This window comes from Klebsiella sp. 7-CIP_Kleb. (assembly GCF_050378655.1).
Classification (GTDB): domain Bacteria; phylum Pseudomonadota; class Gammaproteobacteria; order Enterobacterales; family Enterobacteriaceae; genus Klebsiella; species Klebsiella quasipneumoniae.
In genome coordinates this window covers 236,342-258,924 of record NZ_JBNRLJ010000005.1, presented here as the reverse complement: position 1 = coordinate 258,924, position 22,583 = coordinate 236,342, and the positions used below count along the sequence as shown (strand labels likewise).

General features: G+C 55.8%; 20 protein-coding genes and 2 tRNA genes. 17 read left to right on the top strand and 5 right to left on the bottom strand.

All coding sequences use genetic code 11. The features are described from left to right. The first annotated feature begins 23 nt into the window (after positions 1-23). The 5 genes from folP (at position 24) to ACQUTI_RS18530 (ending at position 3,403) form a co-directional block, all read left to right on the top strand. Positions 24-872 (top strand): dihydropteroate synthase, encoded by an 849-nt coding sequence (gene folP / locus ACQUTI_RS18550; protein ID WP_004206182.1) that lies wholly within the window; start codon positions 24-26, stop codon positions 870-872. Next, on the top strand, positions 865-2,202 hold the full coding sequence (gene glmM, locus ACQUTI_RS18545) for a phosphoglucosamine mutase (RefSeq protein WP_004206179.1): 1,338 nt from the start codon (positions 865-867) through the stop codon (positions 2,200-2,202). The genes folP and glmM overlap by 8 nt, the downstream gene beginning before the upstream one ends. A gap of 229 nt (positions 2,203-2,431) precedes the next feature. Further along, positions 2,432-2,761 carry a preprotein translocase subunit SecG gene (gene secG, locus ACQUTI_RS18540; protein WP_002918369.1) on the top strand — a complete coding sequence of 110 codons (330 nt, stop codon included), beginning with the start codon at positions 2,432-2,434 and terminating at the stop codon, positions 2,759-2,761. Positions 2,762-2,770: 9 nt separating this feature from the next. After that, positions 2,771-2,857, top strand: a tRNA-Leu gene (locus tag ACQUTI_RS18535). A gap of 297 nt (positions 2,858-3,154) precedes the next feature. Then, the gene (locus ACQUTI_RS18530; protein ID WP_072096600.1) at positions 3,155-3,403 is read left to right on the top strand and encodes a hypothetical protein; all 249 of its coding nucleotides are present in this window, start codon (positions 3,155-3,157) and stop codon (positions 3,401-3,403) included. Positions 3,404-3,445: 42 nt separating this feature from the next. Here the strand turns inward: ACQUTI_RS18530 and ACQUTI_RS18525 are convergent, their stop codons facing one another. The 3 genes from ACQUTI_RS18525 to argG all read right to left on the bottom strand — a co-directional run bounded on the left by ACQUTI_RS18525 (position 3,446) and on the right by argG (position 6,497). Then, positions 3,446-3,997, bottom strand: coding sequence for a YfaZ family outer membrane protein (locus ACQUTI_RS18525; RefSeq protein ID WP_186602156.1), 552 nt, complete (start codon positions 3,995-3,997; stop codon positions 3,446-3,448). A gap of 353 nt (positions 3,998-4,350) precedes the next feature. Beyond that, positions 4,351-4,980, bottom strand: a complete 630-nt coding sequence (locus ACQUTI_RS18520) for a winged helix-turn-helix transcriptional regulator (protein WP_004206175.1) — start codon at positions 4,978-4,980, stop codon at positions 4,351-4,353. A gap of 173 nt (positions 4,981-5,153) precedes the next feature. Next, positions 5,154-6,497, bottom strand: coding sequence for an argininosuccinate synthase (argG, locus tag ACQUTI_RS18515; RefSeq protein WP_064183243.1), 1,344 nt, complete (start codon positions 6,495-6,497; stop codon positions 5,154-5,156). 307 nt (positions 6,498-6,804) lie between these two features. Here argG and ACQUTI_RS18510 point away from each other — a divergent pair. The 12 genes from ACQUTI_RS18510 (at position 6,805) to mtr (ending at position 20,506) form a co-directional block, all read left to right on the top strand. Then, a tRNA-Met gene (locus ACQUTI_RS18510) sits at positions 6,805-6,881 on the top strand. Positions 6,882-7,089: 208 nt separating this feature from the next. Then, positions 7,090-7,542: a ribosome maturation factor RimP gene (gene rimP, locus ACQUTI_RS18505; protein WP_002918364.1), complete on the top strand. Its 453-nt coding sequence runs from the start codon at positions 7,090-7,092 to the stop codon at positions 7,540-7,542. A 27-nt stretch (positions 7,543-7,569) separates the two neighbouring features. Further along, positions 7,570-9,057: a transcription termination factor NusA gene (gene nusA / locus ACQUTI_RS18500; protein WP_002918252.1), complete on the top strand. Its 1,488-nt coding sequence runs from the start codon at positions 7,570-7,572 to the stop codon at positions 9,055-9,057. 24 nt (positions 9,058-9,081) lie between these two features. Then, positions 9,082-11,772, top strand: a complete 2,691-nt coding sequence (gene infB / locus ACQUTI_RS18495) for a translation initiation factor IF-2 (RefSeq protein WP_004206173.1) — start codon at positions 9,082-9,084, stop codon at positions 11,770-11,772. A gap of 102 nt (positions 11,773-11,874) precedes the next feature. Beyond that, positions 11,875-12,276, top strand: coding sequence for a 30S ribosome-binding factor RbfA (gene rbfA / locus ACQUTI_RS18490; protein WP_002918248.1), 402 nt, complete (start codon positions 11,875-11,877; stop codon positions 12,274-12,276). Next, positions 12,276-13,220 carry a tRNA pseudouridine(55) synthase TruB gene (truB, locus tag ACQUTI_RS18485; RefSeq protein ID WP_017899913.1) on the top strand — a complete coding sequence of 315 codons (945 nt, stop codon included), beginning with the start codon at positions 12,276-12,278 and terminating at the stop codon, positions 13,218-13,220. The genes rbfA and truB overlap by 1 nt, the downstream gene beginning before the upstream one ends. A 148-nt stretch (positions 13,221-13,368) precedes the next feature. After that, positions 13,369-13,638, top strand: a complete 270-nt coding sequence (gene rpsO / locus ACQUTI_RS18480; protein ID WP_002918244.1) for a 30S ribosomal protein S15 — start codon at positions 13,369-13,371, stop codon at positions 13,636-13,638. Between the two features lie 242 nt (positions 13,639-13,880). Beyond that, positions 13,881-16,016, top strand: coding sequence for a polyribonucleotide nucleotidyltransferase (gene pnp / locus ACQUTI_RS18475; protein WP_254465689.1), 2,136 nt, complete (start codon positions 13,881-13,883; stop codon positions 16,014-16,016). Positions 16,017-16,124: 108 nt separating this feature from the next. Then, entirely contained in the window at positions 16,125-17,009 is an 885-nt protein-coding gene (gene nlpI, locus ACQUTI_RS18470) for a lipoprotein NlpI (RefSeq protein WP_004206169.1), read from the top strand. Between the two features lie 104 nt (positions 17,010-17,113). Beyond that, positions 17,114-17,194, top strand: a complete 81-nt coding sequence (gene yrbN / locus ACQUTI_RS18465) for a protein YrbN (protein ID WP_085903200.1) — start codon at positions 17,114-17,116, stop codon at positions 17,192-17,194. Beyond that, positions 17,187-19,118 (top strand): ATP-dependent RNA helicase DeaD, encoded by a 1,932-nt coding sequence (deaD, locus tag ACQUTI_RS18460; RefSeq protein WP_004206168.1) that lies wholly within the window; start codon positions 17,187-17,189, stop codon positions 19,116-19,118. Before yrbN ends, deaD begins: the two co-directional genes overlap by 8 nt. 143 nt (positions 19,119-19,261) lie before the next feature. Next, on the top strand, positions 19,262-20,506 hold the full coding sequence (gene mtr, locus ACQUTI_RS18455) for a tryptophan permease (RefSeq protein ID WP_043520983.1): 1,245 nt from the start codon (positions 19,262-19,264) through the stop codon (positions 20,504-20,506). Between the two features lie 44 nt (positions 20,507-20,550). Here the strand turns inward: mtr and ACQUTI_RS18450 are convergent, their stop codons facing one another. Then, the gene (locus ACQUTI_RS18450) at positions 20,551-21,558 is read right to left on the bottom strand and encodes a luciferase-like monooxygenase (protein WP_064178179.1); all 1,008 of its coding nucleotides are present in this window, start codon (positions 21,556-21,558) and stop codon (positions 20,551-20,553) included. A gap of 143 nt (positions 21,559-21,701) precedes the next feature. After that, complete coding sequence (locus tag ACQUTI_RS18445) at positions 21,702-22,580, bottom strand: U32 family peptidase (protein ID WP_017899897.1); 879 nt, start codon at positions 22,578-22,580, stop codon at positions 21,702-21,704. Positions 22,581-22,583 lie beyond the last annotated feature (3 nt).

The window sequence follows — 22,583 nt, the reverse complement described above, 5'->3', positions numbered from 1 at the left end:
TCTTCTGTCTCAGGGATTTTGTGATGAAACTTGTAGCCCAGGGCTCAACCCTCGATCTCTCTCACCCCCACGTGATGGGTATTCTTAATGTGACGCCTGACTCCTTCTCTGATGGCGGCGCCCATAATTCGCTGATTGAGGCGGTGAAGCATGCCAATCTGATGATCAACGCCGGGGCGACCATCATTGATATCGGCGGTGAATCGACGCGGCCAGGGGCGGCTGAGGTTAGCGTGGAAGAGGAGCTTGCGCGGGTGATCCCGGTAGTGGAGGCTATCGCCCAGCGCTTTGAGGTGTGGATCTCAGTGGACACCTCCAAAGCGGAGGTTATCCGCGAATCGGCCCGAGCGGGGGCGCATATCATTAACGATATTCGTTCGCTGACCGAACCCGGCGCGCTGCAGGCTGCGGCGGAAACCGGGTTGCCGGTGTGTCTGATGCATATGCAGGGACAGCCGAAAACCATGCAGGAGGCGCCGAAGTATGAGGATGTCTTCGCCGATGTAGAGCGCTTTTTTAATGAACACATCGTGCGCTGCGAACAGGCGGGGATCGCAAAAGAAAAATTGCTGCTCGACCCGGGATTCGGTTTCGGTAAAAATCTCACCCACAATTATCAGTTGCTGGCCAGGCTGGGAGAGTTTCATCACTTTGGTCTGCCGCTGCTGGTCGGTATGTCGCGTAAGTCGATGGTAGGTCAGTTGCTGAACGTTGGGCCGTCGGAACGGCTGAACGGCAGCCTGGCGTGTGCCGTCATAGCAGCAATGCAGGGCGCGCAGATTATCCGCGTCCATGATGTCAAAGAAACGGTAGAAGCGCTGCGCGTGGTGGAAGCCACCCTCGCCGCTAAGGGAAAAAAACGTTATGAGTAACCGCAAGTATTTTGGCACCGATGGTATTCGTGGCCGCGTCGGCGATGCGCCGATCACTCCGGAATTTGTGCTTAAGCTCGGCTGGGCGGCGGGTAAAGTGTTAGCGCGCCACGGCTCGCGTAAAATTATCATCGGCAAGGATACCCGTATTTCGGGCTATATGCTGGAATCGGCGCTGGAAGCCGGGCTGGCGGCAGCGGGACTCTCTGCATCGTTCACCGGGCCAATGCCGACGCCGGCGATCGCCTACCTGACGCGCGCCTTTCGCGCCGAGGCGGGGATCGTCATCTCCGCTTCACATAACCCTTTCTACGACAACGGCATCAAGTTCTTCTCCATTGAGGGCACCAAGCTGCCTGATGATGTGGAAGAGGCGATTGAAGCCGAAATGGAGAAAGAACTCACCTGTGTGGACTCGGCTGAGCTGGGTAAAGCCAGCCGTATCGTCGATGCCGCGGGGCGCTACATTGAGTTTTGTAAAGGCACCTTTCCCAATGAACTGAGCCTCTCCACGCTGAAAGTGGTGGTGGACTGTGCGCATGGCGCAACCTACCACATCGCTCCCAATGTATTCCGCGAGCTGGGCGCCCAGGTTATCGCGATGGGCTGCGAGCCTGACGGCCTCAACATCAACGAAGAGGTCGGGGCTACCGACGTGCGGGCGCTGCAGGCGCGCGTGCTGGCGGAAAAAGCCGATCTGGGCATTGCCTACGACGGCGATGGCGATCGGGTGATCATGGTTGACCATGAAGGCAATAAAGTCGATGGTGACCAAATCCTCTACATCATCGCCCGGGAAGGGCTGCGTCAGGGACAGCTGCGCGGCGGCGCCGTCGGTACGCTGATGAGCAATATGGGCCTGGAGCTGGCGCTCAAGCAGCTAGGCATCCCGTTTGCCCGCGCGAAGGTGGGCGACCGCTATGTGCTGGAGATGCTGCAGGAAAAAGGCTGGCGCATCGGTGCGGAAAACTCCGGCCATGTGATCCTGCTGGATAAAACCACCACCGGCGATGGCATCGTCGCCAGTCTGCAGGTGGTCGCGGCGATGGTACGCAACCACATGAGCCTGCATGACCTGTGCAGCGGCATGAAGATGTTCCCTCAGCTGCTGGTGAATGTGCGCTTTACCGAGGGCAGCGGCAACCCTCTGGAGAATGAGCATGTCAAAGCGGTGACCGCAGAAGTGGAAGCGGCATTAGGTAAGCGTGGCCGCGTCCTGCTGCGTAAATCGGGTACGGAGCCGCTGATCCGCGTCATGGTGGAAGGCGAGCATGAAGATCAGGTGCACGAGTTTGCGCATCGCATCGCCGAAGCGGTAAAAAGCGTCTAAGCTTGCCGGCTAAGTGGTTAAAAAGGCGGCGCTTGCCGCCTTTTTTATGATCGAATACCGGCTTTTTGCTGTTTTTTTCTGCAGTTGATACAATGTGTCGAAATTGCCCTTGCGAAGGTCATTCGCTTTGGTTAGTATTCACACCCGCTTCAGTGGGAAACGTTAAAACGCCCCGCTTTATTGGTCGAAGCACTTGGTATGCGGCGAATCCGCAAGGAACAGGTTGATTATGTACGAAGCTCTTTTGGTTGTTTTCCTTATTGTAGCGATTGGCCTCGTAGGTCTGGTTATGCTGCAGCAAGGTAAAGGCGCTGATATGGGAGCCTCCTTCGGTGCAGGAGCTTCCGGCACACTGTTTGGGTCCAGCGGTTCTGGTAACTTCATGACCCGTATGACCGGCATCCTGGCTGCGCTGTTCTTCATCATCAGTCTGGCGCTGGGTAATATCAACAGCAACAAGACCAGTAAAGGAAGTGAGTGGGATAACCTGAGCGCGCCGAAAACAGAGCAAACTCAGCCAACTGCGCCGGCTCAGCCGACCAGCGATATCCCGCACTAAGTATTCTGTACCGAGGTGGTGGAATTGGTAGACACGCTACCTTGAGGTGGTAGTGCCCTAACGGGCTTGTGGGTTCGAGTCCCATCCTCGGTACCAATATTCCAGAAGAAAGACGCTGAAAAGCGTCTTTTTTTGTTTTTGTCCCCACCGACCATTTATTATTAAACATCTCTTCGCTGGTCCCCTCCTTTTGCTGTCGTTAAAGTCGCCTCGTCAAATTAACAGAGGTGAAGTGACACAATGAACAAGATCGGGTTGCTTATCGTCGCCGGCGTGCTCGGTTTAGCGGGATGCAGTTCAACATCGCCATCCAAAACGGTGGAGACGATTAATGCGCTAACCGTACCGGTATCATACAGTGAGCCTGGCGTTGCAGCGAATAATCCCCAGGCGGTGACGCGCTATTTCCAGGACAATACGGCACTGATTGGCCGCCTTAACCATTCATTGAAAAGCAATTATCTGCAGGATGTTGAGCGCCGCGATGTGTTCGACAGACACAGCGAGGCGTATCAGGTGTATGGCGCTCTGACCCGCCTGGAGCAGATGGCGTCCATGAATGAGGTTTACCGCAAAGAGAATAATGTTGCTGGCCTGCAGGAGATTAACCGCGTACTGAAAAGCGTGCCGCAGGCCAGTTAAGAATGAAGCAGGGACTGCCGGATGGCAATCCCTGTGCATGGATTAAAAGCGGAAGTTAACCCCGGCGTAGGCCCCGTCGGCGAGGGTGTTGTCGCGATGGCCGTCTTTCCCCGCCATATCGATATATCGATAGCCTGCTTCGATATTCAGCGACGGCAGCACGTTAAGGCGTACCCCGGCATTGGCCTCCACATAATCATCGACGCCGCTGGACATCGAGTCCGGCGAGTAATAGCCCTCACCGAAGAGCGTGAAGTACTGGCCGAGTGGGAGTTCTGCTCTGCCACCTGCGGCGATAGCGTAACCTTCATCACCGTCTTTAGGGTTCAAATAGACCCCTTTACCGCCCAGCGTCATCAGAAAGGGCCCGAGGTTAAAGTTGTAACCCATTCCCAGTCCTACGCTGTCCCCGTCATTGTCGCTGTGGGCCCACTGCGTGTTGAACGTCATGCCAGGTTCCCCGGCACCAAAGCTGGCGGACAGATTGGTAAACTCGGCGCCGGCTTCACCATGCAGGTTAACGGATGCGCAGGCAGCGCTGCTGGCCCCTAAAGCGATCATCACGGCAACCATTTTTGGAGCAATAGACTTCATTGTTGAATTCCTTCAGATAAAAAAAAGCCCGATACGGGCGTTCGGGCAAAATTAACGGGTTCTTGGATCTCATCGTTATGGTCGCTGCAGACGGCAAACAAGAGGGGTCAACTCCCGCTGCCGCTGCTCACGCCTGGCCGATTTCCGGTGGCATATCCTGAGCTGATGCAGGCCCGGCGGTTAACGCCGTGAGTGGCAGTCTGCTGGTTGAGCTCAGGGACATGTTGTCCACCGGTAAATTCAGGAACTCAGCATAAAATTTTTCTTTTTTTACCGTTAGCGTTTATTGATTTAAATTTAAACATTTTCAACAGTAAGGTGAATAACGACAAAAAGATGGTGACGGGCGCGGGTTAGAATTTTTCCGGAAGCGAGGCGATACTTTGCAAATAACCGCCGCGGGCAAAGGCAATATAACCACCTTTCTTTAAGGCTGATAAGACATTGAGAATACTGCTGCGCGACAGATGGGTCCGGTCCTGAATATATTCCAGAATAGACACGCGCTGCCGGGTCTCTTCGGTTAAGAGCATCATTTCCAGCAGATGGTTACGGATCACCGAATAGGTTCGCTGCTGCAGGACCAGATCGTCACGATATACCATATACGAGGTATGATAAGCCAGCAGGCTGGTGACTTCTTCCCACAGGTTGTGCTGACGGAATAGCGCCGACGCCAGGTCATAATCGATACGCAGCAGTTCGGAAGAGACCTCCGCCCGCAGACTATGGCTGCGGCTGGGCTGCAGCATTTCCGCCACGCCGAACAGATGCGGCTCATAGACGGTCACCATCAATAGCTTGTCGGAATTACGAATAATCGACAGCTCGCCTTTTTTAAAAATAAAGAGTTGGGTCTTACCTTTATATTCCCACGTTAGTCTTTTTCTGGCGATCGCGTTAACGGGCGTCGCGTGTGGCTCAAGCACATCGATCAGTCGGTCAATGGCCTTTTGCGGCCTGATCGGCGGTTTAATATTCATGATGTTTATCACCAGATATGAATTAATCAATTGAGGCTATTATAGTCAACAATTTTGCCGGCCGGGTGATAAGGAAAAAATGCCTCTTTTCGATTTTTCTGCTGCTGACTGGTAACAAAAAATAAAAAGCCGGCGGAGAGCCGCCGGCAGAGAGAGTAAACATCGTCAGGCGATTATTTGCCTTTGTTTTCCAGATTTTCAACCTGCGGTAAACCCGTCGCTGAGGAGGCGCTCAGCAGGCCAGACTGCGCGTAGCCGAACAGCTTCTCGCGGGTATCGGTGATATCCAGATTACGCATGGTCAACTGGCCGATACGGTCTTCAGCGGTAAACATGGAATCGCCTTTTTCCATGGTCAGGCGCTCTGCTTTATAGGTCAGGTTGTCTGATACCGTATTGAGGATCGAGTAGTCATTGCCGCGACGCAGCTCAAGGGTGACTTCGCCGGTGATCTGGCTGGCGACCCAGCGCTGCAGCGAATCACGCAGCATCAGCGCCTGGGAATCGAACCAGCGGCCCTGATACAGCAGACGGCCCAGCTGGCGACCGTGAGCGTGATACTGCTCGATAGTATCTTCGTTATGAATACCGGTCAGCAGACGCTCGTAGGCGATATGCAGCAGCGCCATCCCCGGGGCTTCATAAATGCCGCGGCTTTTCGCTTCGATAATGCGGTTTTCGATCTGGTCGCTCATGCCCAGGCCGTGACGACCGCCGATGCGGTTGGCTTCCAGCATCATTTCAACGTCATCGGCGAAGGCTTTGCCATTCAGCGCCACCGGGTGGCCTTGCTCAAAGCGTACGGTGACTTCTTCCGCAGGGATCTTCACGTTTTCGTCCCAGAACTTCACGCCCATAATCGGGTTGACGATCTTGACGCTGGAATTCAGAAACTCCAGATCTTTCGCTTCGTGGGTAGCGCCGAGCATGTTGGAGTCGGTGGAATAGGCTTTCTCGACCGACATCTTGTAGTCAAAGCCGCAGGCGATCATAAATTCGGACATTTCGTGACGGCCGCCGAGTTCATTGATGAAATCGCTGTCCAGCCACGGTTTGTAGATCTGCAGTTCAGCGTTGGTCAGCAGGCCGTAGCGATAGAAACGTTCGATATCGTTGCCTTTATAGGTGCTGCCATCGCCCCAGATGTTAACGCCGTCTTCTTTCATTGCCGCTACCAGCATGGTGCCGGTGACCGCGCGGCCCAGCGGCGTGGTGTTGAAATAGGTCAACCCGCCAGTGGTGTTATGGAAAGCGCCACACTGAATCGCGGCGATCCCTTCTGCGACCAGCTGTTTGCGGCAGTCGATCAGACGGGCACCTTCGGCGCCGTACTCTTTCGCGCGGCGCGGAATAGCATCGTAGTCGTCTTCGTCCGGTTGACCCAGGTTAGCGGTATATGCATAAGGCACGGCGCCTTTTTTGCGCATCCATAACAGCGCGGCGCTGGTATCCAGTCCACCAGAGAAAGCGATACCAATACGTTGACCAACCGGGAGATGCTTGAGAATCGTCGTCATAAAATAAAACCCTGCTCGATAGACTGTGGTGAGTTCGACCCAACAACCTTAACTGCATTTTTATGCATTAATTGTGAGTATTCATTTAACCATCTTTTACTGGCGACAGGAAGGGCTTCATCATCTTTTTGCTAAAAAAGCCTGAAATACCAGCACAAACGGCAATCGGGGGCGCTAAAATGCATGTTGACAAAATATACTAGTTGCCGTTACAATTCATCCCGATTTTATGTCCCGTCTTCGGTACCAAATCCCAGCAGTATTTGCGTCTTTTGCTCAAAAAGAGTAAAATATGCCACGTTTCAGGCGCGGGGTGGAGCAGCCTGGTAGCTCGTCGGGCTCATAACCCGAAGGTCGTCGGTTCAAATCCGGCCCCCGCAACCACTTTCCCATTAAGTACTTTTTCAAATATACTGTGAGGACTAGGTGTCCTTCGTAGCCGAATTTGAAAGAATTCTTGCGGAAGGTGTTCCAGATCGCCATGGCGATCTCAGGGTTCAGTTATCTAAAGCCCCGATTTATCGGGGTTTTTTGTTATCTGACTTCAGAATAACTGGGCTATACGCCCTTTTTTTATGTCTTGGGGGTGGGTTTGTCCACATTAGAGCAAAAATTGACAGAGATGCTCACTGCGCCGGTTGAAGCGCTTGGCTTTGAGCTGGTCGGCATCGAATTTATTCGCGGTCGCACATCCACACTGCGCATCTATATTGATAGTGAAGATGGCATCAACGTTGATGATTGTGCTGATGTGAGCCACCAGGTAAGCGCCGTCATGGATGTCGAAGACCCGATCACTGTCGCTTACAACCTGGAAGTCTCTTCGCCTGGTCTCGACCGTCCGATGTTCACCGCCGAACACTATCAACGTTTCACTGGCGAAGAAGTTGCGCTGGTGCTGCGCATGGCGGTTCAGAACCGTCGCAAATGGCAGGGCATTATCAAAGCGGTAGACGGTGAAATGATCACGGTAACCGTCGAAGGCAAAGATGAAGTGTTCGCGCTGAGTAACATCCAGAAGGCGAACCTGGTTCCCCACTTTTAACAGTCTGGATTGAGGTGAAAGGCCCCGATGAACAAAGAAATTTTGGCTGTTGTTGAAGCCGTTTCCAACGAAAAAGCGCTGCCGCGTGAGAAAATTTTCGAAGCGCTGGAAAGCGCGCTGGCAACGGCCACCAAGAAAAAATACGAACAAGAGATCGACGTTCGCGTTGAAATCGACCGTAAGAGCGGCGATTTCGACACTTTCCGTCGCTGGCTGGTTGTAGAAGAAGTGACCCAGCCGACGCGCGAGATCACGCTGGAAGCCGCGCGTTTCGAAGATGAAAGCATGAACGTCGGTGACTACGTCGAAGATCAGATTGAGTCTGTCACTTTCGACCGCATCACCACCCAGACCGCTAAACAGGTTATCGTGCAGAAAGTTCGCGAAGCCGAGCGCGCAATGGTGGTCGATCAGTTCCGCGAGCACGAAGGTGAGATCATCACCGGCGTGGTGAAAAAAGTGAACCGCGACAACATCACTCTGGATCTGGGCAACAACGCTGAAGCCGTGATCCTGCGTGAAGATATGCTGCCGCGTGAGAACTTCCGCCCGGGCGACCGCATTCGCGGCGTACTGTACGCAGTCCGTCCGGAAGCGCGTGGCGCCCAGCTGTTCGTGACCCGTTCCAAACCTGAGATGCTGATCGAACTGTTCCGCATCGAAGTGCCGGAAATCGGTGAAGAAGTGCTGGAAATCAAAGCGGCGGCTCGCGATCCGGGATCTCGTGCCAAAATCGCGGTGAAAACCAACGACAAGCGTATCGACCCGGTTGGCGCTTGCGTCGGTATGCGCGGCGCGCGCGTGCAGGCGGTTTCCACTGAGCTGGGCGGCGAGCGTATCGATATCGTCCTCTGGGATGATAACCCGGCGCAGTTCGTGATTAACGCTATGGCGCCGGCAGACGTCGCGTCCATCGTGGTGGATGAAGATAAACACACCATGGATATCGCGGTAGAAGCGGGCAACCTGGCGCAGGCGATTGGCCGTAACGGTCAGAACGTCCGCCTGGCCTCGCAGCTTAGCGGCTGGGAACTCAACGTGATGACCGTTGACGATCTGCAGGCTAAGCACCAGGCGGAAGCGCATGCCGCTATCGATACCTTCACCAAATATCTCGATATTGATGAAGATTTCGCGACAGTGCTGGTTGAAGAAGGCTTCTCCTCGCTGGAAGAGCTGGCCTATGTGCCGATGAAAGAACTGCTGGAAATCGACGGTCTGGATGAAGCCACCGTTGAAGCACTTCGTGAGCGTGCGAAAAACGCACTGACTACGCTGGCGCTGGCTCAGGAAGAAAGCCTGGGAGATAACAAACCTGCCGATGATCTGTTGAATCTCGAAGGTCTGGATCGTGCCCTGGCATTCAAACTGGCTGCCCGTGGTGTTTGTACGCTGGAAGATCTCGCTGAGCAGGGCGTTGATGACCTGGCTGATATCGAAGGGATGACCGACGAGAAAGCTGGCGAGCTCATCATGGCCGCTCGCAACATTTGTTGGTTCGGCGACGAAGCGTAATAAACTGTAGCAGGAAGGAACAGCATGACAGATGTGACTATTAAAGCGCTGGCCTCAGAGATTCAGACCTCTGTGGATCGCCTGATACAGCAATTTGCTGACGCAGGCATCCGCAAAACGGCTGATGATTCTGTGACCTCGCAAGAGAAACAAACTTTGTTGACGCACCTGAACCGTGAGCATGGTTCGGCGCCAGACAAGCTGACGTTACAGCGTAAGACGCGCAGTACGTTGAATATTCCAGGTACCGGTGGAAAGAGTAAATCGGTACAAATCGAAGTCCGCAAGAAACGCACCTTTGTGAAACGCGATCCGCAAGAGGCTGAACGCCTGGCCGCGGAAGAGCAGGCGCAGCGTGAAGCGGAAGAGCAGGCCCGTCGTGAAGCTGAAGAAGCAGCGAAACGCGAGGCGCAATTAAAAGCTGAACGTGAGGCCGCAGAACAAGCTAAACGTGAAGTCGCTGATAAAGCGAAACGTGAAGCTGCGGAAAAAGACAAAGTGAGCAATCAACATACCGACGAAATGACCAAAACCGCCCAGGCTGAAAAGATCCGTCGCGAGAACGAAGCCGCGGAACTGAAGCGCAAATCGGAAGAAGAAGCACGCCGCAAACTTGAAGAAGAAGCGCGCCGTGTAGCGGAAGAAGCACGCCGTATGGCAGAAGAAAACGAAAAAAATTGGTCTGAAACTTCAGACAGCCCGGAAGACACCAGCGACTATCACGTCACCACGTCACAGCATGCTCGTCAGGCTGAAGATGATAACGATCGTGAAGTCGAAGGCGGTCGCGGCCGCAGCCGCAGCAGCAAAGCGGCGCGTCCGGCGAAGAAAGGCAACAAACACGCTGAATCGAAAGCCGATCGTGAAGAAGCCCGTGCGGCCGTTCGCGGCGGTAAAGGCGGTAAGCACCGTAAGGGTTCTGCTCTGCAGCAGGGCTTCCAGAAGCCGGCGCAGGCCGTTAACCGTGACGTGGTGATCGGCGAAACCATCACCGTTGGCGAACTGGCTAACAAGATGGCGGTGAAAGGTTCTCAGGTCATCAAAGCGATGATGAAGCTGGGCGCCATGGCGACCATCAACCAGGTCATCGACCAGGAAACCGCACAGCTGGTTGCCGAAGAGATGGGCCACAAAGTTATCCTGCGTCGTGAAAACGAGCTGGAAGAAGCGGTAATGAGCGACCGTGACACCGGCGCGGCGGCTGAACCGCGCGCACCGGTTGTGACCATCATGGGTCACGTTGACCACGGTAAAACCTCGCTGCTGGACTATATTCGTTCTACTAAGGTTGCCTCCGGCGAAGCGGGTGGTATTACCCAGCACATCGGTGCTTACCATGTAGAAACCGACAACGGCATGATCACCTTCCTGGATACCCCGGGCCACGCCGCGTTTACCTCCATGCGTGCTCGTGGTGCGCAGGCGACGGATATCGTGGTTCTGGTGGTGGCGGCAGACGACGGCGTGATGCCGCAGACTATCGAAGCTATCCAGCACGCCAAAGCGGCGCAGGTGCCGGTGGTAGTTGCGGTGAACAAGATCGATAAGCCTGAAGCCGATCCGGACCGCGTGAAGAATGAACTGTCCCAGTACGGCATCCTGCCGGAAGAGTGGGGCGGCGAGAGCCAGTTCGTCCACGTCTCCGCGAAAGCCGGTACCGGTATCGACGACCTGCTGGACGCGATCCTGCTGCAGGCTGAAGTCCTCGAGCTGAAAGCGGTCCGTAACGGGATGGCGAGCGGCGCAGTGATCGAATCCTTCCTTGATAAAGGTCGTGGTCCGGTCGCTACCGTTCTGGTTCGCGAAGGTACTCTGCACAAGGGTGATATCGTTCTGTGCGGCTTCGAATACGGCCGTGTGCGTGCGATGCGTGACGAACTGGGTCGCGAAGTGCTGGAAGCGGGTCCGTCCATTCCGGTGGAAATCCTCGGCCTGTCCGGTGTGCCGGCTGCCGGTGACGAAGTGACCGTGGTTCGTGACGAGAAAAAAGCGCGTGAAGTGGCGCTGTATCGTCAGGGCAAATTCCGTGAAGTTAAGCTGGCGCGTCAGCAGAAATCTAAACTGGAAAACATGTTCGCTAACATGACCGAAGGCGAAGTTCACGAAGTGAACATCGTGCTGAAAGCGGACGTACAGGGTTCTGTCGAAGCGATTTCCGATTCCTTACTGAAACTGTCTACCGACGAAGTGAAAGTGAAGATCATCGGTTCCGGCGTAGGTGGTATCACCGAAACCGACGCCACCCTGGCTGCAGCATCCAACGCGATTCTGGTTGGCTTCAACGTTCGTGCCGATGCCTCTGCGCGTAAAGTTATCGAAGCGGAAAGCCTGGATCTGCGCTACTACTCCGTCATCTATAACCTGATCGACGAAGTGAAAGCGGCGATGAGCGGTATGCTGTCTCCGGAACTGAAACAGCAGATCATCGGTCTGGCTGAAGTGCGCGATGTCTTTAAATCGCCGAAATTCGGCGCCATCGCGGGCTGTATGGTTACCGAAGGGACCATCAAACGTCACAACCCAATCCGCGTGCTGCGTGACAACGTGGTTATCTATGAAGGCGAGCTGGAATCCCTGCGCCGCTTCAAAGATGACGTTAACGAAGTCCGTAACGGCATGGAATGTGGTATCGGTGTGAAGAACTACAACGACGTTCGCGTTGGCGATATGATCGAAGTGTTCGAAATCATCGAAATCCAGCGTAGCATCGATTAATCATCGGATGGCTAAGCCGCCGGGGAAGCGAAGCGCCACCCGGCAATCATTTTAAAAAGGGGCTTTAGGCCCCTTTTTTGTCTTTATTCTGGAGAATTTATTATGGCGAAAGAATTTGGTCGCCCGCAGCGCGTGGCCCAGGAGATGCAAAAAGAGATTGCGATTATCCTGCAGCGTGAAATCAAAGACCCGCGTCTGGGCATGATGACCACCGTTTCCGGTGTGGAAATGTCCCGTGACCTGGCCTATGCCAAGGTGTATGTCACCTTCCTCAACGACAAAGATGAAGCCGCGGTGAAAGCGGGCATCAAAGCGCTGCAGGAAGCCTCTGGCTTTATCCGCTCTCTGCTGGGAAAAGCGATGCGCCTGCGCATCGTGCCGGAGCTGACCTTCTTCTACGACAACTCACTGGTGGAAGGGATGCGCATGTCCAACCTGGTCACCAGCGTGGTGAAACACGACGATGAGCGTCGTGTGAACCCGGACGACAGCAAGGAGGACTGATGAGTCGTCCTCGTCGTCGCGGCCGCGACGTGCACGGCGTATTGCTGCTGGATAAGCCTCAGGGCGCCTCCAGCAACGATGTGCTGCAGAAAGTAAAGCGTATATATAACGCCAACCGCGCCGGACACACCGGCGCGCTGGATCCGCTGGCGACCGGCATGCTGCCGATCTGCCTTGGCGAAGCGACTAAGTTTTCCCAATACCTGCTGGATTCCGATAAGCGCTACCGCGTGATCGCCAAACTTGGCCAGCGCACCGATACCTCCGATGCCGACGGCCAGGTGGTGGAAGAGCGCCCGCTGACCTTTAGCGACGAACAGCTGGCGGCGGCGCTGGACAGCTTCCGCGGCGAAACGCAGCAGGTGCCGTCGATGTACTCGGCGCTGAAATATCAGGGCAAGAAGCTGTACGAGTATGCCCGTCAGGGGATTGACGTCCCGCGGGAATCCCGGCCGATTACCGTCTATGAGCTGCTGTTTATCCGCCACGAAGGCGATGAGCTGGAGCTGGAGATCCACTGCTCGAAAGGCACCTACATCCGGACGATTATCGATGATTTAGGTGAGAAGCTCGGCTGCGGCGCGCACGTGATTTTCCTGCGTCGCCTGGCGGTGAGCAAATACCCGGTTGAGCGGATGGTAACCCTCGAGCAGCTGCAGGCGCTGGTCGATCAGGCGGCGGCGCAGGATATTCCTGCCGCGCAGCTGCTCGATCCGCTGCTGATGCCCATGGACAGCCCGGCCTCGGACTATCCGCTGGTGACCATCCCGGAGACCTCCGCGGTCTATTTTAAAAACGGCAACCCGGTACGTCAGTCAGGCGCGCCGCTTAACGGGCTGGTGCGGGTGATGGAAAGCGAATCCGGCAAGTTTCTCGGCATGGGCGAAATTGACGATGAAGGCCGCGTGGCGCCGCGTCGTCTGGTGGTGGAATACCCGGCGTAAGCGCTTTTCTTGCGATAAAAGCCTGCTACGAGTAGAATATCGCCGCTTAACGTCCGCTAAAGTGTTTTAACATTTTCGGGCGTTGCATCAGGGGTCGCTGAATTAGAGATCGGCACCCTTTCTTTCTTTTAATTTCTGGAGTTCTAAAATGTCTCTAAGCGTTGAAGCTAAAGCAAAAATCGTTTCTGAGTTTGGTCGTGGCGAAAACGACAGCGGTTCTACCGAAGTTCAGGTTGCACTGCTGACTGCACAGATCAACCACCTGCAGGGCCACTTTGCAGAGCACAAAAAAGATCACCACAGCCGTCGTGGTCTGCTGCGCATGGTTTCTCAGCGTCGTAAACTGCTCGACTACCTGAAACGTAAAGATGTTGCACGTTACTCCGCGCTGATCGAGCGTCTGGGTCTGCGTCGCTAATTCTGCGAGTTTCAGAAAAAGGGGCCTGACGGCCCCTTTTTTCGACCGGGCGGCAGCAATTCATTCAAAACTCATGTATTGTTGCTAGTAATGATCTTCATGCAGAGGTTCGCGCGGCTAATGAGAGGCTTCATCCGCAGGGGCGGGTAAAGGTTGTCATTAGTCGCGAGGATGCAGAGGATCGGGTCAATAGACGCTATGTCGTGGATATGGCGTGATTTATAGATAAAAAGGATAGAATTTTGCTTAATCCGATCGTTCGTAAATTCCAGTACGGCCAGCATACCGTGACCCTGGAAACCGGCATGATGGCGCGCCAGGCAACGGCCGCTGTGATGGTTAGCATGGATGACACTGCGGTATTCGTGACCGTTGTGGGCCAGAAAAAAGCGAAGCCAGGCCAGGACTTTTTCCCGCTGACGGTTAACTACCAGGAGCGCACCTACGCTGCCGGTAAAATCCCGGGTGGTTTCTTCCGTCGTGAAGGCCGCCCAAGCGAAGGCGAAACCCTGATCGCGCGTCTGATTGACCGCCCGGTTCGCCCGCTGTTCCCGGAAGGCTTCGTTAACGAAGTACAGGTTATCGCCACCGTTGTTTCCGTTAACCCGCAGGTTAACCCGGATATCGTCGCGATGATCGGCGCTTCCGCAGCGCTGTCCCTGTCTGGTATTCCGTTCAATGGCCCAATCGGCGCCGCGCGCGTGGGTTACATCAACGACCAGTACGTACTGAACCCGACCCAGGAAGAGCTGAAGTCCAGCAAACTGGATCTGGTGGTGGCCGGTACCGAAGCGGCCGTACTGATGGTGGAATCCGAAGCGGAACTGCTGAGCGAAGACCAGATGCTGGGCGCGGTGGTCTTTGGCCACGAGCAGCAGCAGATTGTTATCCAGAACATCAACGACCTGGTGAAAGAAGCCGGTAAACCACGTTGGGACTGGCAGCCGGAAGCCGTCAACGAAGCGCTGAACGCGCGCGTTGCTGCGCTGGCTGAATCCCGCCTGAGCGATGCTTACCGTATCACCGACAAACAAGAGCGTTACGCTCAGGTTGATGTGATCAAATCTGAAACCATCGCTACGCTGGTTGCAGAAGATGAAACCCTGGACGCTAACGAACTGGGTGAAATCCTGCACGCTATCGAGAAAAACGTGGTTCGTAGCCGCGTGCTGGCCGGTGAGCCGCGTATCGATGGTCGCGAAAAAGATATGATCCGTGGTCTGGACGTTCGTACCGGCGTTCTGCCGCGTACTCACGGTTCCGCACTGTTCACCCGTGGCGAAACGCAGGCGCTGGTTACCGCGACGCTGGGTACCGCACGCGATGCGCAGAACATCGATGAACTGATGGGCGAGCGTACCGACTCCTTCCTGTTCCACTACAACTTCCCTCCGTACTCCGTAGGTGAAACTGGCATGGTGGGGTCTCCGAAGCGTCGTGAAATCGGTCACGGTCGTCTGGCTAAGCGCGGCGTTCTGGCCGTGATGCCGACTATCGAAGAATTCCCGTACACCGTACGCGTGGTGTCTGAAATCACCGAATCTAACGGCTCTTCTTCCATGGCTTCCGTCTGCGGTGCCTCTCTGGCGCTGATGGACGCTGGTGTGCCGGTGAAAGCCGCCGTGGCGGGTATCGCCATGGGCCTGGTGAAAGAAGGCGACAACTTCGTCGTGCTGTCTGACATCCTCGGTGACGAAGACCACCTTGGCGATATGGACTTCAAAGTAGCGGGCTCCCGCGACGGTATCTCTGCGCTGCAGATGGATATCAAAATTGAAGGTATCACCAAAGAAATCATGCAGGCTGCATTGAACCAGGCTAAAGGTGCGCGTCTGCACATCCTGGGCGTGATGGAGCAGGCGATTAACGCGCCGCGCGGCGATATCTCTGAATTCGCACCGCGTATCCATACCATCAAGATCAACCCGGACAAGATCAAAGACGTTATCGGTAAAGGCGGTTCTGTTATCCGTGCCCTGACCGAAGAGACCGGTACCACCATCGAAATCGAAGATGACGGTACTGTGAAGATCGCAGCGACTGACGGCGACAAAGCACAGCATGCTATCCGTCGTATCGAAGAGATCACCGCTGAGATCGAAGTTGGCCGTATCTACAATGGTAAAGTGACCCGTATCGTTGACTTTGGCGCGTTCGTTGCCATCGGCGGCGGTAAAGAAGGTCTGGTTCACATCTCGCAGATCGCTGACAAGCGCGTTGAGAAAGTGACTGACTACCTGCAGATGGGTCAGGAAGTGCCGGTTAAGGTTCTGGAAGTTGACCGCCAGGGCCGTGTCCGTCTGAGCATCAAAGAAGCAACTGAACAGACTCCGTCTGCCGCAGCGCCGGAAGTTCCGGCTGCCGAGCAGGGCGAGTAAGGTTGCCGTTAGCCCTCCGCTTTTGCGGAGGGCGTTTTACGGGCAGGACGCCTCGTTTGCAGCCGGGGAACAGGACGTTCATCCAATCGTTGTCTTCGGGAGTGGGAAATGAAGCCTTTTTTGCGCTGGTGTTTCGTGGCGACAGCTCTCACGCTGGCAGGATGCAGTAGCACCGCCTGGCGTAAGGACGCCGTCCTCGCAGTACCATTGCAACCGACTTTACAGCAAGAAGTGATTCTGGCACGTATGGAACAAATTCTTGCCAGTCGGGCTTTATCCGATGACGAACGCGCACAGCTTTTATATGAGCGCGGAGTGTTGTATGATAGTCTCGGTCTGAGGGCATTAGCGCGAAATGATTTTTCACAAGCGCTGGCAATCCGACCCGATATGCCTGAAGTATTCAATTACTTAGGTATTTACTTAACGCAGGCAGGCAATTTTGATGCTGCCTATGAAGCGTTTGATTCTGTACTTGAGCTTGATCCAACTTACAACTACGCGCACTTGAACCGCGGTATCGCCCTGTATTACGGCGGCCGGGCTAAGTTAGCGCAAGATGATCTGCTGGCGTTTTATCAAGACGATCCCAATGATCCTTTCCGTAGCCTGTGGCTTTATATCGCCGAGCGTAAACTCGACGAGAAGCGGGCGCTTGAAGCACTCAGAGAGCGCTTAGACAAGTCGGACAAAGAGCAATGGGGATGGAACATTGTCGAGTTCTACCTTGGCGACATTAGCGAAAAAGAGCTGATGACTCGTCTGAAGGCAGACGCAACGGATAACACCTCGCTCGCTGAGCATCTCAGTGAAACCAACTTCTATTTAGGTAAGTACTACCTAAGTCTGGGGGACAAGGACAGCGCTACGGCACTGTTCAAACTGGCGGTCGCCAACAACGTACATAACTACGTTGAGCACCGATACGCATTGTTGGAATTATCGCTCTTGGGCCAGGAGCAAGATGACCTGGCAGAATCGGACCAGCAATAGCTGACGAACACATCAGCCCATAGTTTTTTGCTTGCCATCACCTTCGCGGGTGAGGGCGTTGTTGTTCGTTAATACACCTACTTTGAGCCGGTTCACACTTTTCAATGAAAATTACCGTAAATTTTCACGATGAGTTATGTAGACTGGCCGCCATTAATTTTGAGGCACACGTACTACATGGCTGAATTCGAAACCACTTTTGCAGATCTGGGCCTGAAGGCTCCTATCCTTGAAGCGCTTAACGATCTGGGTTACGAAAAACCATCTCCGATCCAGGCTGAGTGCATTCCGCATCTGCTGGACGGCCGCGACGTTCTGGGTATGGCCCAGACCGGTAGCGGTAAAACCGCAGCGTTCTCTTTACCGCTGCTGAACAACATCGATCCTGAGCTGAGAGCACCACAGATCCTGGTGCTGGCGCCGACCCGCGAGCTGGCGGTACAGGTTGCTGAAGCAATGACGGAATTCTCTAAACATATGCGCGGCGTAAACGTGGTTGCCCTGTACGGCGGCCAGCGTTATGACGTGCAGCTGCGCGCCCTGCGTCAGGGTCCGCAGATCGTTGTCGGTACCCCGGGTCGTCTGCTGGACCACCTGAAGCGCGGCACCCTGGACCTCTCTAAACTGAGCGGTCTGGTACTGGATGAAGCAGATGAAATGCTGCGCATGGGCTTTATCGAAGACGTAGAAACCATTATGGCGCAGATCCCGGAAGGGCATCAGACCGCGCTGTTCTCCGCCACCATGCCGGAAGCGATCCGTCGCATTACCCGCCGCTTTATGAAAGAGCCGCAGGAAGTGCGTATTCAGTCCAGCGTGACCACTCGTCCGGACATCAGCCAGAGCTACTGGACTGCCTACGGTATGCGTAAAAACGAAGCGCTGGTGCGTTTCCTGGAAGCGGAAGATTTTGATGCGGCGATTATCTTCGTCCGTACCAAAAACGCGACCCTGGAAGTGGCTGAAGCGCTGGAGCGTAACGGCTACAACAGCGCGGCGCTGAACGGCGACATGAACCAGGCGCTGCGTGAGCAGACCCTGGAGCGTCTGAAAGACGGTCGTCTGGATATCCTGATTGCGACTGACGTGGCAGCCCGTGGTCTGGACGTTGAACGTATCAGCCTGGTGGTGAACTACGACATCCCGATGGATTCTGAATCCTACGTTCACCGTATCGGTCGTACCGGTCGTGCGGGCCGCGCGGGCCGCGCGTTGCTGTTCGTTGAGAACCGTGAACGTCGTCTGCTGCGCAACATCGAACGTACGATGAAGCTGACCATCCCGGAAGTGGAGCTGCCGAACGCAGAGCTGCTGAGCAAACGTCGTCTGGAAAAATTCGCCGCGAAAGTCCAGCAGCAGCTGGAAAGCAGCGATCTGGACCAGTACCGTGCGCTGCTGGCGAAAATCCAGCCGACGGCGGAAGGCGAAGAGCTGGACGTGGAAACGCTGGCTGCCGCGCTGCTGAAAATGGCCCAGGGCGAACGCTCGCTGATCGTGCCGCCGGATGCGCCGATGCGTCCGCGTCGTGAGTTCCGTGACCGTGACGATCGCTTCGAGCGTCGTGGCGACCGCAACGATCGCGCTCCGCGTGGCGATCGCGAAGATCGTCCGAAGCGTGAGCGTCGTGACGTAGGCGATATGGAACTGTATCGCATTGAAGTGGGTCGCGATGACGGTGTTGAAGTGCGTCATATCGTTGGCGCGATCGCTAATGAAGGCGATATCAGCAGCCGCTACATCGGTAACATCAAGCTGTTCGCTTCTCACTCCACCATCGAACTGCCGAAAGGGATGCCGGGCGAAGTGCTGCAGCACTTTACTCGTACCCGCATCCTGAACAAGCCGATGAACATGCAGCTGCTGGGCGATGCGCAGCCGCGCACCGAACGTCGTGGCGGTGGTGAACGTCGTGAAGGTGGTCGTAGCTTCGGCGGTGAGCGTCGTGAAGGCGGTCGTGGCTTCGGTGGCGAGCGTCGTGAAGGTGGTCGTGGTGATGGTCGTCGTTTCAGCGGCGAACGTCGTGAAGGCCGTGCGCCGCGTCGTGACGATGCATCCGCGCCGCGCCGCGATGACTCTGCCGGTCGCCGTCGCTTCGGTGGCGATGCATAATTAACGCAGCCCGCTAGCGTAAACTAAATAATACAGCCCCGATCGTCATGATTGGGGCTTTTTTTATTTCTTTTGTACTCGTGTACTGGTACAGTGCGTCACACCCATCGTGGGAAAGTATTTTTGACTGGAGATTTCGGTAAATGGCGACACTAACCACTACGGCAACCCGTCCGTCCCTGTTTGGCGGCGTGGTGATCATCGGCGGCACGATTATCGGCGCGGGTATGTTCTCGCTGCCGGTGGTGATGTCCGGCGCGTGGTTTTTCTGGTCGCTGGCGGCGCTGGTTTTCACCTGGTTCTGCATGCTGCACTCCGGTCTGATGATCCTCGAGGCCAACCTTAACTACCGGATCGGCTCCAGCTTCGACACCATTACCAAAGATCTGCTCGGCAAGGGCTGGAACCTGGTCAACGGCGTGTCGATCGCCTTTGTGCTGTATATCCTGACCTACGCCTATATTTCAGCCAGCGGCTCGATACTGCATCATACGTTTAGCGAGATGTCGCTGAAGGTGCCGGCGCGGGCGGCGGGTTTTGGCTTTGCGCTGCTGGTGGCATTTATCGTCTGGATGAGCACCAGGGCGGTGAGCCGCATGACGGCTGTTGTGCTCGGCGCCAAGGTGATCACTTTCTTCCTGACCTTCGGCAGTCTGCTGGGGCACGTCGAGCCGACGACGCTGTTTAACGTTGCGGAAAAGAACGCCTCCTATGCGCCATATCTGCTGATGACGCTGCCGTTCTGCCTGGCCTCGTTTGGCTACCACGGCAACGTGCCGAGCCTGATGAAATACTACGGCAAAGATCCACGCACCATTATCCGCTGCTTAACCTACGGTACGCTGCTGGCGCTGGGTCTGTACGTGGTCTGGCTGCTGGTGACGATGGGCAATATCCCGCGTCCGCAGTTTATCGACATCGCGCAGAAGGGCGGCAATATTGATGTGCTGGTGCAGGCCCTGAGCGGGGTGCTGAACAGCCGGAGCCTGGATCTGCTGCTGGTGGTATTCTCTAACTTTGCCGTCGCCAGCTCGTTCCTTGGCGTCACGCTGGGGCTGTTCGACTACCTGGCGGATCTGTTTGGTTTTGACGACAGCGCGCTGGGGCGCTTTAAAACTGCGCTGCTGACATTTATTCCGCCGATGATGGGCGGGCTGGTGAAACCCGATGGCTTCCTCTACGCCATCGGCTATGCCGGCCTGGCGGCGACGATCTGGGCGGCGATTGTACCGGCGCTGCTGGCTCGCGCCTCGCGTAAACGCTTCGGCAGCCCACAGTTCCGCGTATGGGGCGGAACACCGATGATTGTGCTGATCCTACTGTTTGGCCTTGGCAATGCGGTTGTACACATTCTGTCGAGCGTTAATCTGCTGCCGGTTTACCAGTAAGAGGCTTACCCGGTGGCGCGACGTCCACCGGGCCTGGATTTTGATTAACCCAACAATTCCTCTTTCACCTGCATCGCTAAATCGAAAGAATGCAGCCGCGCCTGGTGGTCGAAGATCTGGCCATTGACCATGATTTCGTCCGCCTCGGTTTCCCGCAAAATCGACTCTAAGCCGTGGCGGACTTTAGTTTTATCACCCACCAGCGACATGCGCAGCGCCTGCTGCACGCCATACTGCTCGGACGCTGACCACAGCTGATGCATATTTTCCACCGGCGGCGGCAGCTGTCCGGTTTCGCCGCGACGCAGCTTCACAAACGCCTGCTGCATGGAAGTGAAGAGAAACTCCGCATCGCGGTTGCTGTCGGCGGCGATGATATTGATGCACACCATGGCATACGGTTTTTCCAGCCGCGCGGAGGGCGTAAAGTTGCTGCGATACAGGTGCAGGGCCTGGAACAGCATATCCGGCGCGAAGTGCGAGGCGAACGCGAACGGCAAACCGAGCTGCGCCGCCAGCTGGGCGCTGTAGAGGCTTGAACCCAGCAGCCACACCGGAATGCGCTCCCCGTAGCCGGGAACCGGGCGCACGTGCGGGTTCGGATCGCGGGCGTCAAACCAGTCCACCAGTTCCGCCACGTCGCGCGGGAAGTTATCGACATCGCCGCTCATATGGCGACGCAGGGCGCGCATGGTGGGCTGATCGCTGCCCGGCGCGCGGCCAAGGCCGAGGTCGATACGCCCGGGATAGAGGGTGTTCAGGGTGCCGAACTGCTCGGCGATCACCAGCGGCGAATGGTTGGGCAACATCACGCCACCGGAACCCAGATGCAGGGTAGTGGTATTGGCGGCGAGATAGCCAATCAGCACCGAGGTCGCTGCGCTGGCAATGCCGACCATATTGTGGTGCTCCGCCAGCCAGTAGCGGTGATAACCGCGCGATTCGGCCAGCCGGGCGAGATCCAGAGAGTGGGTAAAGGCTTCTTTGGCAGAAGATCCTTGCGGGATCGGCGCCAGATCGAGCACCGAGAACGGAACAGGTTTGTCAGTCATAAAGGCTCACTTTGCTACAGCATCGTCATCAGATTGAAGGTCTTCTTCCAGCCTGGCGCATCCAGGACGCGCCAGCCAGAAAAGCTGCATCTTTAATAATGCATTAAAATCTGAGCACTGCTGTTAACAAAGTGAGCGGTTTATCAGGCCTGCAGCGCCAGCCCGGGCAGCCGTTTCCAGTAGCCGTTGCAATCGCTGTTGCCGGTGAGCGCCAACGGTGCAGCGCCGTTTTCATTGGCGCGGAAGGCGTCGAGCATGGCGAAGGTCTCGTTGCCCATCGGCGACAGGCGTACCATATCCACCAGGCCGTGCATGGACGTCAGCTCATTGCCCAGGTTGTAGACATAGCCGCTCATGGTCTGGATACCGTTGAGCACGAACACCTGCTGGTTCTCCTGGGACAGCATGCTGCGTCCGGTTGGGTATTTGATGCAGCAGGTCTCGCACTCATCCTTTGGCCTATCTTCCGAGCGGGCGGTAAAGCAGCGGGCGGAATAAGCCAGCGGCAGATGGCCGTAGCTCAGCACTTCGACTTCAAACTGATTGCGAATGCCCAGCTCTTCGCACTGGGTCAGTAAATTAGCCAGCCAGTCGCGGGAAAGCTCCACCGGCATGCACCAGCGCACCATGCCCTGTTTTAACAGCAGGCGCAGGGTAACGGCGTTGTAGCAGTTCAGCGCATGCCCGGCGACGAACGGCAGCTTGCGTTCGGCGCAGAGGTTAACCACGCCCAAATCGCTGGCCTCAATCAGGAACTCCCCGTTATCGACATAGCGCTTCAGCTCGCCCAGTTCGGAGGAGGCCTGCACCAGCGCGAGGGTAGACAGCACCACCTGTTTGCCGCTGCTCGCCAGCGCTTTCGCCATCTCAATCCAGTCGCCGACTTTGGTAGCGCGGCGTTTGCTGCACACCGCTTCGCCGAGATAAATGGTGTCGGCGCTGCAGTTGGCTGCCTGCTGGTAAAAATTTTCCAGCGTCTCTTTTGGCCAGTAGTAAAGCACTGGCCCTAATGAATATTTCATGTT